11 protein-coding genes are annotated in these 12,447 nt (G+C 58.8%); 9 read left to right on the forward strand and 2 right to left on the reverse strand.

Annotated elements, in window-relative coordinates; all coding sequences use genetic code 11:
- Positions 1-270: hypothetical protein (locus BLS87_RS34460; RefSeq protein ID WP_208605192.1), on the forward strand; the 270-nt coding region annotated here is incomplete at its 5' end.
- Positions 271-343: 73 nt separating this feature from the next.
- On the opposite strand, the gene BLS87_RS23465 is transcribed toward BLS87_RS34460, so the two are convergent.
- The gene (locus BLS87_RS23465) at positions 344-1,837 is read right to left on the reverse strand and encodes a CoA-acylating methylmalonate-semialdehyde dehydrogenase (RefSeq protein ID WP_074756181.1); all 1,494 of its coding nucleotides are present in this window, start codon (positions 1,835-1,837) and stop codon (positions 344-346) included.
- A 69-nt stretch (positions 1,838-1,906) separates the two neighbouring features.
- Positions 1,907-3,253 (reverse strand): omega-aminotransferase AptA, encoded by a 1,347-nt coding sequence (aptA, locus tag BLS87_RS23470; RefSeq protein WP_074756183.1) that lies wholly within the window; start codon positions 3,251-3,253, stop codon positions 1,907-1,909.
- Positions 3,254-3,401: 148 nt separating this feature from the next.
- On the opposite strand from aptA, the gene BLS87_RS23475 reads away from it, so the two are divergent.
- The 8 genes from BLS87_RS23475 (at position 3,402) to BLS87_RS23510 (ending at position 12,284) form a co-directional block, all read left to right on the forward strand.
- Positions 3,402-4,322, forward strand: a complete 921-nt coding sequence (locus BLS87_RS23475) for a LysR family transcriptional regulator (RefSeq protein WP_074756185.1) — start codon at positions 3,402-3,404, stop codon at positions 4,320-4,322.
- 212 nt (positions 4,323-4,534) lie between these two features.
- Positions 4,535-5,920, forward strand: coding sequence for a uracil-xanthine permease family protein (locus BLS87_RS23480; RefSeq protein ID WP_074756521.1), 1,386 nt, complete (start codon positions 4,535-4,537; stop codon positions 5,918-5,920).
- A gap of 84 nt (positions 5,921-6,004) precedes the next feature.
- On the forward strand, positions 6,005-6,664 hold the full coding sequence (locus BLS87_RS23485) for a TetR/AcrR family transcriptional regulator (RefSeq protein WP_074756187.1): 660 nt from the start codon (positions 6,005-6,007) through the stop codon (positions 6,662-6,664).
- A 36-nt stretch (positions 6,665-6,700) separates the two neighbouring features.
- Positions 6,701-7,294, forward strand: coding sequence for an IMPACT family protein (locus tag BLS87_RS23490; RefSeq protein WP_074756189.1), 594 nt, complete (start codon positions 6,701-6,703; stop codon positions 7,292-7,294).
- A 597-nt stretch (positions 7,295-7,891) separates the two neighbouring features.
- Complete coding sequence (locus BLS87_RS23495) at positions 7,892-9,454, forward strand: ABC transporter ATP-binding protein (RefSeq protein ID WP_074756191.1); 1,563 nt, start codon at positions 7,892-7,894, stop codon at positions 9,452-9,454.
- An 11-nt stretch (positions 9,455-9,465) separates the two neighbouring features.
- Positions 9,466-10,566, forward strand: coding sequence for an ABC transporter permease (locus BLS87_RS23500; RefSeq protein ID WP_074756193.1), 1,101 nt, complete (start codon positions 9,466-9,468; stop codon positions 10,564-10,566).
- Entirely contained in the window at positions 10,566-11,492 is a 927-nt protein-coding gene (locus BLS87_RS23505) for an ABC transporter permease (protein WP_074756195.1), read from the forward strand. Before BLS87_RS23500 ends, BLS87_RS23505 begins: the two co-directional genes overlap by 1 nt.
- A 105-nt stretch (positions 11,493-11,597) precedes the next feature.
- Positions 11,598-12,284 (forward strand): SDR family oxidoreductase, encoded by a 687-nt coding sequence (locus BLS87_RS23510; protein WP_074756197.1) that lies wholly within the window; start codon positions 11,598-11,600, stop codon positions 12,282-12,284.
- The last annotated feature ends 163 nt before the right edge of the window (positions 12,285-12,447 follow it).

Consider the following 12,447-nt stretch of genomic DNA (forward strand, 5'->3'; position numbering starts at 1 on the left):
GAAGTTTTCAAAGTTTCCTTTGCAACTTCAACCACTTGCGCTTCGTTCGACTTACCGTCTCACGTCAGCGGGAGGCGAATTCTACAGCGTTACAACCTGCTGTCAACTCCTTTCTCACCGCTGTCGATTCAAGCATCTGAACCGAAGCGCTTCCTCGCTGCTTACTTCGTCCAACTCGTTGATTATCAAGGAGTTTTCCGTTTCTTCTGCGCCGGAAGTGGGGCGAATTATAGAGACATTCAGAGGAGCGTCAACCCCTATTTTCATTAAATTGTCATATCGGTCAGAAATAGCCTCAAACTCAAAGGGGCGAGCCTTTCGGCCCGCCCCTTTCCAGACACGATTACAAGCTTGGGAATGCGAATTGCGAAGCCTCATGGCTTGCGCGTTGAGGCCAGCGCTGCGTAATCGCCTTGCGGCGGGTATAAAAACGCACGCCATCGGGGCCATACGCATGGAGATCGCCAAACAAGGAACGCTTCCATCCGCCAAAGCTGTGATACGCCACAGGGACTGGCAGCGGAACGTTGACGCCGACCATGCCGACTTCGATCTCATCGCAAAACAGGCGCGCCGCCTCGCCATCACGAGTGAAGATGCAGGTGCCATTGCCGTATTCGTGATCGTTGATCAGTTGCATGGCTTGCTCAAGGCTGTTCACCCGTACGATGCACAGCACCGGACCGAAGATCTCTTCTTTATAGATACGCATCTCGGGAGTGACCTGGTCGAACAGGCAACCACCCAGGAAGAAGCCGTCTTCATGACCTGAAACCGTCAGGCCACGACCATCCACAACCAGCTTGGCACCGGCACTGACACCGTCTTCTATATAGCCACTGACTTTGTCGCGATGCTGCCCTGTCACCAACGGCCCCATGTCCAGCCCGCACGTCGTGCCTGCACCAATTTTCAGCGCCTTGATCTGCGGCACGAGTTTGGCGACCAACGCGTCGGCAACCTGATCGCCTACGCACACAGCCACCGAAATGGCCATGCAGCGTTCACCGCAGGAACCGTAGGCCGCGCCCATCAATGCACTCACGGCGTTGTCCAGATCGGCATCCGGCATCAGCACGGCATGGTTCTTCGCACCGCCCAACGCCTGAACGCGTTTGCCGCGTGCAGTCGCTTCTTTATAGATGTACTCGGCAATCGGCGTTGAGCCTACAAAACTCAGCGCTTTGACTTCCGGCGCCTCGATCAGCGCGTCGACCGCAGCTTTGTCGCCATGCACAACGTTCAATACGCCCTTGGGCAAGCCTGCTTCGTGCAGCAATTGAGCGATCAACAGCGTGGAGCTTGGATCACGCTCGGAAGGCTTGAGGATGAAGCAGTTGCCGCAAGCAATCGCCAGCGGGTACATCCACAGCGGCACCATGGCGGGGAAGTTGAATGGCGTGATGCCGGCGACGACACCCAGTGGCTGGAAATCGGACCATGCGTCAATGTTGGGACCGACGTTGCGGCTGTACTCGCCCTTGAGGATTTCCGGCGCGGCGCTGGCGTATTCGACGTTCTCAATACCACGCTTGAGCTCACCCGCCGCATCTTCCAGGGTCTTGCCGTGCTCCTCACTGATCAATTGAGCAATACGAGCCTCGTTCTGCTCCAGCAGTTGCTTGAAACGGAACATCACCTGAGCGCGCTTGGCGGGCGGCGTATTGCGCCACGCTGGAAAGGCGGCTTTGGCCGAGTCGATAGCCTGCTGCACGGTTTCACGGCTGGCCAAGGGAACCTTGTGAATCGCCTGACCAGTGGACGGGTTGAAGACGTCGGCGGTACGACCGGTGTCGCTGACAAACTCGCCATGAATCAGGTGTTGAATGGTGCTCATGCCTTAACTCCGAAAAAAAGTAGCCCGCAAGCGCAGCCCACGCTGCGCCTGTTGATAAAAGAGAGGGAATCAGTCGATCTGATTGAGCGCTTCGCCCACCGCATCGAACATGCGATCCAGATCCTGCGGCTTGCTGTTGAACGTTGGCCCGAACTGCAGAGTGTCGCCGCCAAAGCGCACATAGAAACCGGCTTTCCACAGCTTCATAGCCGTCTCAAAAGGACGAACGATCATGTCGCCGTCGCGCGCCGCGAGCTGAACCGCGCCTGCCAAGCCATAGTTGCGGATATCGACCACGTTCTTGCTGCCTTTGAGACCATGCAGCGAGTTTTCGAAGTGCGGCGCGGTTTCCGCGACTTGCTGCACCAGGTTTTCACGTTGGAGGATCTCCAGCGCGGCAAGGCCGGCTGCACACGCGACCGGGTGTGCCGAATAGGTGTAACCGTGAGGGAATTCGACCGCGTATTCAGGCGTTGGCTGATTCATGAACGTCTGGTAGATCTCGCTGCTCGCAATCACCGCACCCATCGGGATTGCACCGTTGGTGACTTGCTTGGCGATACACATCAGATCAGGGGTCACACCGAAGCTGTCAGCACCGAACATCGAACCCGTGCGGCCAAAGCCGGTGATGACTTCGTCGAAGATCAGCAGGATGTTGTGTTGATCGCAGATTTCGCGCAGGCGTTTGAGGTAGCCCTGGGGCGGAACGATCACGCCCGCAGACCCCGCCATCGGCTCGACGATGACTGCGGCGATATTCGAGGCGTCGTGCAGCTCGATCAACTTCAGCATTTCATCGGCCAAGGCGACGCCACCCTGTTCCGGCATGCCGCGAGAGTAGGCATTGCTGGCAAGCAAGGTGTGAGGCAGGTGGTCGACGTCCATCAACTGACCGAACATCTTACGGTTGCCGTTAACACCACCCAGGCTGGTGCCTGCGATGTTCACGCCGTGATAACCCCGGGCACGGCCAATCATCTTGGTCTTGGTCGCCTGACCTTTGAGGCGCCAGTACGCACGAACCATTTTCACGGCGGTGTCAGCGCACTCAGAGCCGGAGTCGGTATAGAAGACGTGATTCAGATTGCCTGGCGTCAGATCGGTGATCTTTTCCGCCAGTTGGAAGGACAGTGGATGGCCGAACTGGAAAGCCGGCGAGTAATCGAGTGTGCCCAGCTGCTTGGCAACGGCTTCCTGAATCTCCTTGCGGGTATGACCGGCGCCGCAGGTCCACAGGCCGGACAAGCCGTCGTAAATCTTGCGACCTTTATCGTCTGTCAGGTAACTGCCATGCGCTGCAACGATCAGTCGAGGATCGCGCTGGAAATTGCGGTTGGCGGTGTAGGGCATCCAGTGCGCATCAAGCTTCAGCTGGCTGGCCAGAGACATATCGGACGATTCAGGCATATTCATTGGAATTAACCTCACAAGGGTGTGGGTGGCCTGTCTTCGCACAGTTAAGCCAGCGCAGGGAGCAGGACCGGGTTGCAGCTAACTTGCCACGGGCATAAAGTCTGGAAAACCCTGCTTTTATGATCTTTAGTTGGCCGATTACTAAACTATGAGCACACGACGTTCCGATCCACTGGCACAAGTCAGCGACTTTGATATCCGCCTGCTGCGCATCTTTCGAAGCGTAGTCGAATCGGGGGGCTTCTCTGCCGCCGAAAGCGCGCTGGGCATTGGTCGCTCGGCGATCAGCCAACAGATGAGCGATCTGGAGCAGCGTCTGGGTTTACGCTTGTGTCAACGTGGCCGCGCGGGGTTTTCTCTGACAGAAGAAGGCCGTGAGGTCTATCAGTCGTCACTGCAGCTATTAAGTGCGCTGGAAAGTTTTCGCACAGAAGTAAATGGCCTTCACCGACACCTGCGCGGCGAGCTGAACATTGGCCTGACGGATAACCTGGTCACCCTTCCCCACATGCGAATCACCCACGCGCTGTCACAACTCAAGGAGCGTGGACCGGATGTGCACATCAACATCCGCATGATCGCGCCCAACGAAGTGGAGCAAGGCGTGCTCGATGGCAGTTTGCATGTCGGCGTTGTGCCCCAGGCCAGCGCCTTGTCCGGCCTTGAATACCAGCCGCTCTACAGTGAACGCTCCCTGCTCTACTGCGCCGTAGGTCATCCATTGTTTTACGTCGATGACGCGCAACTGGGTGATGACCGTCTCGCCGATCAGGAGGCCATCGCACCGACCTTTCGTTTGCCTGCGGACATTCAGGCTCACTACCAGGCGCTCAAATGCACCGCCAGCGCTTCGGACCGGGAAGGCATGGCATTTCTGATTCTCACAGGACGCTATATGGGGTATCTGCCGGACCACTACGCGAGCTTCTGGGTCCAGCAAGGCAGATTGAGAGCGTTAAAGCCGCAGTCCCGATTTTATGACCTGAGTCTTGTAACCGTGACACGAAAGGGGCGTCGCCCCCATTTGGTGCTGGAAAGTTTTCTGGAAAGTCTGGCTGCCACACGATGAGGCCGAAAAGCGCTACACCGACAGAACTAAACGCGATCTAGAATGCGTTTATAAATTTTAAAATCGTTATTTTTCATAAAGATAAACAATATAGAACAGTAGCTACCTGATCGACTGGACAGGTTTTTGCAACAACGGCCAGTGTCGGTATAGCGCGAGACGATCTCACGCGCATCGCCGACATGGCCAAACACAAAAACCGAGAGTCCAGCATGCAGCCTGAAGCGCCCGACAATAACGACCTGATCTACGGCCTCAACGACAGACCCAGCCCGGCACCCGCGACCCTGGCTGCCATTCAGCACGTGCTCGCGGCCTTCGTCGGCATCATCACGCCGCCACTGATCATCGGGTCGGCATTAGGACTGGGCGCTTACTTGCCTTACCTGATCAGCATGGCGTTGATGGTTTCAGGTGTTGGCACGTTCATCCAGGCGCGTCGTCCGTTCGGTATCGGTGCGGGAATGATTTGCCTGCAAGGGACCAGCTTCGCGTTTCTCGGCGCGGTGCTGTCAGCGGGGTTCATGGTCAAGCAGCGTGGTGGCAGCCCCGAAGACATCATGGCGATGGTGTTCGGTGTGTGTTTCTTCGGCGCCATCGTGCAGATTGTCCTCAGCCGTTTTATCGGCCAGTTGCGCCGCATCATCACGCCGTTGGTGACCGGCATCGTGATCACGCTGATCGGCGTCAGCCTGATCAAGGTCGGCGTGACTGACTTGGGCGGAGGCTTCAACGCCCCCGATTTTGGCGAGCCGATCAACCTTGCGCTGGGCGTTTTCGTGCTGTTGGTGATCATTCTGCTTAACCGCTCCAGCCCCCCGTGGGTGCGTCTGTCGGCAATCATCATCGGGCTTGCGGTCGGGAGCATCGCGGCATGGTTCTGTGGAAAACTCACGCCCCACGCCATCAGCGGCGTTGCGTTGATCAGCATGCCTATGCCTTTCCGGTTCGGATTCAATTTTGACTGGTCGGCATTCCTGCCGGTCGCACTGATATATCTGATCAGCAGTATCGAAACCGTCGGCGACCTGACCGCCAACTGCATGCTTTCTCGCGAACCGATCAAAGGCCCTGGTTACATTGCCCGTCTCAAAGGCGGCGTACTGGGTGATGGCGTGAGTTGCATGATCGCCGCCACCTTCAGCGCCTTTCCCAACACCACGTTCGCCCAGAATAATGGCGTGATTCAGCTCACGGGCGTTGCCAGTCGTTATGTAGGGCTCTACATCGGCGCGATCCTTTTTCTACTCGGACTTTTCCCGGTCATCGGTGCGATTCTTCAGCAAATCCCGAAGCCCGTGCTGGGCGGCGCGACCCTGGTGATGTTCGGCAGCGTGGCCGCCGCTGGCGTTCGGATCCTGGCGCAATCCACGCTGGATCGCCGCAGCATGTTGATCATTGCGACGTCGTTCGGCGTCGGCCTGGGCATCGCCGCGCAACCGACCTTGCTGCACCATTTGCCACAGCTGGTACAAAACCTGTTTGATTCGGCGATCACCAGTGGCGGTCTGACGGCGATTGCGATGTGTCTGTTGTTGCCAGAGAGCAAAGAGACCCTTGCAGAAAAAAAGCAGGAGATGGAGGCATTGGAGCACTAATTTCCACTGCCAACGCTTGTCGGATTGTCACGGGTGCGTTATCTGTTCACCCCGTCGCACCCAATGATCCGTCTGGAACCGCCCATGACCCTTGAAGTCCCTGCTCACAGCGCCAGCGCCACCAAACCGGCGAGCCGCATTCGTCAAAAGAATGAAGAAGCGATCATGAAAGCTGCCGAGGACGAGTTCGCCCGTCACGGATTCAAAGGCACCAGCATGAACACGATCGCGCAGAATGCAGGCCTGCCAAAAGCCAACCTGCACTATTACTTCACCAACAAGCTAGGTCTGTACATCGCGGTCCTGAGTAACATCATTCAACTGTGGGACAGCACCTTCAACCATTTGAAGGTTGAAGACGATCCGGCGCAGGCCTTGGCCCATTACATCCGCGCAAAAATGGAATTCTCCCGTCGCCAGCCGCAGGCTTCTCGCATCTTCGCGATGGAAATCATCAGTGGCGGCGAATGCCTGAACGAGTACTTCAGCCAGGATTATCGCCAATGGTTTCAGGGGCGGGCCGGCGTGTTTCAGGCCTGGATTGACGCAGGCAAAATGGACCCGGTCGATCCGGTTCACCTGATCTTCCTGCTGTGGGGCAGCACGCAGCATTACGCTGACTTCGCCACGCAGATCTGCCAGGTCACCGGCCGTACACGCCTGACCAAGCAAGACATGGAAGAAGCGGGCAATAACCTGATTCGCATCATCCTCAAGGGTTGCGGGCTCACGCCACCGGTCTGATCCACGAACCACCTTAGCGTCTGGCTGGAACCGTCAATGCCTTCAACCCTCGTCGGCCCTTGCGAATTTCGCGAGGAGATTCGCAAGAGCCGCTTCATAACGCTTGCGGCGCCCATCAACAGCCCGGCCGACGCTCAAGCGTTCATCGAGCAGAACAGTGACTTCAATGCCACGCATAACTGCTGGGCCTGGAAACTGGGTGCGCAATACCGCAGCACGGACGACGGCGAGCCGGGTGGTACGGCCGGTCGGCCGATTCTGGCGGCCATTGAAGCGCAGGATTTCGACCAGGTCGTGGTGCTGGTGATTCGCTGGTACGGCGGAATCCAGTTGGGCACCGGCGGATTGGCGCGGGCCTATGGTGGCGGGGCCAATAAATGCCTGCAACAGGCCGCACGCTTGCCACTGATCAATCGTGTCTCATTGACCTTAGACTGCACGTTCAGCGAACTGGCGCTGGTGAAGTTGCGGCTCGCCGAACTCAATGGCGTGGTGGGAAACGAAGATTTCCTCTCCAATGGCGTCGCGCTCTCAATCGCGGTAGGGCCTGAGCAGATCGACACCTTGCAGCGCCAGCTTTCTGACCTCAGTCGCGGACGCATCGTGCTCCAGCGCAAACCCGACCTCTGATCTGACCCGTTGCGCGTTCTTGAGGATGTGACGGTTGCCCACAACTACTGTGCATCCGCCTGTGGACAAGCTGAGCACATACCCCCGCAGGCCTTGATTCACATGGGTTAGCGGGTTCTGGTTATTTTTTAACCAAACCACTTATCCACCGTATAAATAGACCAGAAAACAGGGTGTTAGAGTGCCTTATCGCCACCCGCTCCTACTCTGCGCGGGCTTATACCCAGTATTTGAGCTTGCGCACATTAACTGTGGAACAACCTGTGGATAACAGGTGCAACGCTGTCCACAGTGCCGGGGATATCTTGCTCGCCGCCGACTGGTCATTTTTCATACAAGTTTATTGAACCAAATTGACTCGCCAGTGAAATGCGGCGCCCAGTCATGGTGCTCCTGCGCCCCCCACGAATCTATCTGTTCAACGTGCAAGGGCGTTCCGGCGAGGGATAAGGTTCCTGGGCCGGCCGCCTGCATGCCATGTCCCAGCCGGATTCAGAGCGGATCGTGGTACCCACCTATCAATACCGCGCTAAAAACCTGACCAGCTGGCCAAGAAATTGCTAAGTGCAGTAGCGATCCTTTGTAATCGAGCCCGTCATGCCTCATTCAACGACTCACCCGCGCCTGCAACTGCGCCACATCACCAAGCAATATCCAGGATGTCTTGCCAACGATGCCATCGACCTGACCATCCAGCCCGGCGAGATCCACGCGTTGCTCGGCGAAAATGGCGCGGGCAAAAGCACCTTGATGAAAATCATCTACGGCGTGGTCCAGCCCGATGCCGGGCAGATCATCTGGCAAGGTCAGCCGCTTTCCATGCGCAACCCCGCTCAAGCCCGGGCGCTCGGCATCGGGATGGTGTTCCAGCATTTTTCGTTGTTCGAGACGCTGACTGTCGCGCAGAACATCGCCTTGGCGATGGGCGCTGCCGCCGGTACGCCGAAACAACTGGAGCCGGAAATTCGCGAGGTTTCGCAGCGTTACGGCATGGCCGTCGAGCCTCAACGTCTGGTGCATAGCCTGTCTATCGGTGAGCGGCAAAAAGTCGAAATCATCCGTTGCCTGATGCAAGACATTCGCCTGCTGATTCTTGATGAGCCGACGTCGGTGCTGACGCCGCAAGAAGCTCAGGACTTGTTTGTCACCCTGCGTCGACTGGCCGAAGAAGGCTGCAGCATCCTCTTCATCAGCCACAAGCTGGGCGAGGTGCGCGCGCTGTGCCACAGCGCGACGGTGTTGCGTGGCGGCAAGGTGTCGGGGCATTGCGTGCCCAATGAATGCAGCGATCTGCAACTGGCGCGCTTGATGGTGGGTGATGCGCAAGGTTTGGTCGCTCAGTATCCGAAAGCCGCGGGCAACGCGCCTTTTCTGCACGTGGAAAAGCTGTCTTGGCACAACCCGGACCCGTTCGGCTGCTCGCTGATCGAGGTTGATCTGCAGGTGCGCAGCGCGGAGATCGTCGGCATCGCCGGGGTCGCCGGTAATGGCCAGGATGAATTACTTGCGCTGCTGAGCGGCGAGCAAACATTAAGCCGGGCGCAAGCGCAGCGCATCCGGTTTGGCGAGCAAGGCGTTGCTCATCTGCGCCCGGACGTCCGACGTCGACAAGGCCTGGCCTTCGTGCCCGCCGAACGCCTGGGCCATGGCGCCGTACCGGACATGAGCCTGGCGGATAACGCGCTGTTGACCGCTTTTCAGCAGGGACTTGTCAGCAAGGGCCTCATCCAGCGCGGCAAGGTTGAGGCCTTGGCTCACACCATCATCGAGCGCTTTGCGGTGAAAACACCGGACGCGCGAACCGCCGCCCGAAGTCTGTCAGGCGGCAACCTGCAGAAATTCATCCTGGGCCGCGAAATCCTGCAAAACCCCAAACTGCTGGTGGCCGCGCACCCGACCTGGGGCGTGGATGTGGGCGCGGCAGCCGCCATTCATCGTGCGTTGATTGCCTTGCGCGACGCCGGCGCGGCCATTGTGGTGATCTCCGAAGACCTCGACGAGTTGTTTCAGATCAGTGATCGGGTCGGGGCGTTGTCAGGCGGCCGCCTGTCGACGCTGGTGCCGACCGCGCAAACCACGCAGGTGCAGATCGGCGGCTGGATGGCCGGGCAATTCGACACCGGTCATTTACCTCAACCCGACGCCGCGTCGCACATTTAAAGGAGACTCCCATGCTGCTTTCACTGGAATCGCGCGGCCGAGAGTCGCGTGCCATGTTGTGGTTTTCGCCCGTGCTGGCGGCCATGCTGAGCCTGGCGTCGGGATCGTTGCTGTTCATCGCGCTCGGACTCGATCCGCTGCTGACCCTGCACACCTTGTTGATCGCACCGGTCAGCGACCTCTATGGCGTGTCCGAACTGATGGTCAAGACCTTGCCGATTCTGCTGTGCGCGCTGGGTCTGGCCGTGGCATACCAGGCGCGGATCTGGAACATCGGCGCCGAAGGTCAATTGCTGATCGGCGCTCTGGCAGGCAGTGCCGTGGCGGTCAACGTGATCGACATCGACAGCCGCTGGGTGCTGGTGCCGATTCTGTTGATAGGCATCACGGCAGGTGCCGCATGGGCTGGCCTGACGGCTTGGTTGCGCACGCAGTTCAACGCCAATGAAATCCTCACCAGCATCATGCTCAACTACATTGCGCTGAACCTGTTGCTGTATTTCGTCCATGGCCCGCTGAAAGATCCGGCAGGCATGAATTTCCCTGAGTCCGCCATGTTCGGCGACGCCAGTCGCCTGCCGCTGCTGACCGAAGACGGTCGCTTACACGCCGGGGTTTATTTCGCCCTGCTCGCGCTGGTCGCGGTCTGGGTGTTGCTGCAGCGCAGCTTTGTAGGCTTCCAGATCAAGGTCCTCGGCCTGGACAAACGCGCCGCCGGGTTCGTCGGCTTTCGTGAAAAGCGGCTCGTCTGGCTCGCGTTGATGATCAGTGGCGCACTGGCCGGGTTGGCAGGTGTCTGCGAGGTGACCGGCCCGATCGGTCAATTGGTGCCTCAGGTGTCGCCGGGGTACGGCTACGCCGCGATCACCGTGGCTTTTCTTGGCCGGCTCAATCCGATCGGGATTCTGTTCTCGAGCCTGTTGATGGCGTTGCTGTATCTGGGCGGCGAAAGCGCGCAGATGACCCTTAATTTGCCGCAGGCCATTACACAACTGTTTCAGGGCATGATGCTGTTCTTCCTGCTGGCCTGTGATGTGCTGATTCTCTACCGCCCGCGCCTCAAACTGCGCTGGGCCCGCCGCCAGATGGCCGCTGTGCCGGGAGCCGTGTGATGGATATCGATCTGCTGAGTAATATCTTTTTCGCCACGGTGCGTTGCGGCACGCCGCTGTTGCTGGTGGCGCTGGGGGAGCTGGTCTGTGAGAAGAGCGGCGTTCTCAACCTCGGTCAGGAAGGCATGATGCTGTTCGGTGCGGTGATCGGTTTCATCGTTGCGTTCAGCACGGGCAGTCTGTGGCTGGGTGTCTTGCTGGCGATCCTGGCGGGCATGCTGCTTTCGTCGCTGTTCGCGCTGGTAGCGCTGGTGTTCAACGCCAATCAAGTCGCGACGGGGTTGGCACTGACGATCTTTGGCGTCGGGCTTTCCAGTTTCGTCGGCGCCGCCTGGGTTGGTAAACCGCTGTCGGGGTTCGAGCCGCTGGCCATTCCTTACTTGAGCGATATTCCGCTGATCGGGCGGATGCTTTTCGCGCAAGACATCCTGGTTTACCTGTCCTTCGCGATGTTCGCGGTGGTGGCCTGGACGCTGCTGAAAAGCCGTGCGGGGTTGATTATCCAGGCGGTGGGCGAAAACCCTGACGCAGCGAGTGCGATGGGCCTGCCCGTGCTGCTCGTTCGCACCCTGGCGGTGCTGTTCGGCGGTGCAATGGCCGGCCTCGCCGGCGCTTATCTGTCGCTGGCGTATACACCGATGTGGGCGGAAAACATGAGCGCGGGCCGTGGCTGGATTGCCTTGGCGCTGGTGGTGTTCGCCAGTTGGCGCGTCGCACGGGTGTTGTTGGGCGCGTATCTGTTCGGCTTCGCCAGCATCCTGTACCTGGTCGCTCAAGGCATCGGCCTGGCGATCCCTTCGAACCTGCTGGCGATGCTGCCGTATGTCGCGACCATCGTGGTGCTGGTGTTACTGTCGCGCAATGCACTGCGCACCCGACTGTACGCACCGGTGTCCCTGGGACAGCCTTGGCAGTCGGGGCACTGATTCACGCAAGAGGACGACCGTTGCGCCGGAAAACCAAATTCCTGGAGCCCGCCGCGGTCAACTCTCCTGATGCTGCCTCGTTTCGTTTTCCAAGGAGTTAACTTCATGCCTGCCAACAAAACTGCATTGATCATCGGCGCCTCCCGAGGTTTGGGTCTCGGCCTGGTCAAACGCCTGACCGAGCAAGGCTGGGAGGTCACCGCGACCGTTCGCGATCCGCACAAGGCTGAAGAATTGAAAGCCGTGCCTGGCGTGCACCTGCAGACGCTGGACATGGACGAGCAATCGTCGCTGGAGGTGCTTACCCATAACCTCAAAGGTCAGGTGTACGACGTGCTGTTCGTCAACGCCGGCATCATGGGCCCTAAACACGATAACCCGACCGACGCCACTGCTGGCGAGCTGGGTCAGTTGTTCCTGACCAACGCGGTTGCCCCTATTCGTCTGGCCAAACGCTTCGTCAATCAGATCCGCCCGAACACCGGCATCATCGCGTTCATGAGCTCGGTGCTGGGCAGCGTCACGATGCCCGACGCGCCGGAAATGGCGCTGTACAAGGCCAGCAAAGCGGCGCTGAACTCGATGACCAACACCTTCGTCACTCAATTGGGCGACAACAAGCCTACGGTGCTGTCGATGCACCCGGGCTGGGTCCGCACGGCCATGGGCGGCGAAGGCGCCGACATCGACGTGGACACCAGTGTGCGCGGGCTGGTCGAGCAGCTTGAGCGGTTTGCAGGAGAAGGCGGCCATCACTTCGTGAACTACAAAGGTGAGACGATTCCTTGGTGACGCCATAGGATCGCAGGAGCAGGCTTGCTGGCGAATGCGTTGGGTCAGGTGTATTCACATCGACCGACCTGCCGCATTCGCTGCCGTCGTAACCTGCGACGTCTCCCACAGGTTTGTAGCGGTCAAAAAACCGCGTCCTGGTGCTGACCAAAAGGTGAATGCC

The organism is Pseudomonas abietaniphila (assembly GCF_900100795.1).
Lineage (GTDB): Bacteria > Pseudomonadota > Gammaproteobacteria > Pseudomonadales > Pseudomonadaceae > Aquipseudomonas > Aquipseudomonas abietaniphila.

Coding starts and splice junctions, on each gene's coding strand:
- aptA (WP_074756183.1), bottom strand. CDS start 3,253: ATGAATATGCCTGAATCGTCCGATATGTCTCTGGCCAGCCAGCTGAAG.
- BLS87_RS23480 (WP_074756521.1), top strand. CDS start 4,535: ATGCAGCCTGAAGCGCCCGACAATAACGACCTGATCTACGGCCTCAAC.
- BLS87_RS23505 (WP_074756195.1), top strand. CDS start 10,566: ATGGATATCGATCTGCTGAGTAATATCTTTTTCGCCACGGTGCGTTGC.
- BLS87_RS23490 (WP_074756189.1), top strand. CDS start 6,701: ATGCCTTCAACCCTCGTCGGCCCTTGCGAATTTCGCGAGGAGATTCGC.
- BLS87_RS23475 (WP_074756185.1), top strand. CDS start 3,402: ATGAGCACACGACGTTCCGATCCACTGGCACAAGTCAGCGACTTTGAT.
- BLS87_RS23500 (WP_074756193.1), top strand. CDS start 9,466: ATGCTGCTTTCACTGGAATCGCGCGGCCGAGAGTCGCGTGCCATGTTG.
- BLS87_RS23465 (WP_074756181.1), bottom strand. CDS start 1,837: ATGAGCACCATTCAACACCTGATTCATGGCGAGTTTGTCAGCGACACC.
- BLS87_RS23495 (WP_074756191.1), top strand. CDS start 7,892: ATGCCTCATTCAACGACTCACCCGCGCCTGCAACTGCGCCACATCACC.
- BLS87_RS23510 (WP_074756197.1), top strand. CDS start 11,598: ATGCCTGCCAACAAAACTGCATTGATCATCGGCGCCTCCCGAGGTTTG.
- BLS87_RS23485 (WP_074756187.1), top strand. CDS start 6,005: ATGACCCTTGAAGTCCCTGCTCACAGCGCCAGCGCCACCAAACCGGCG.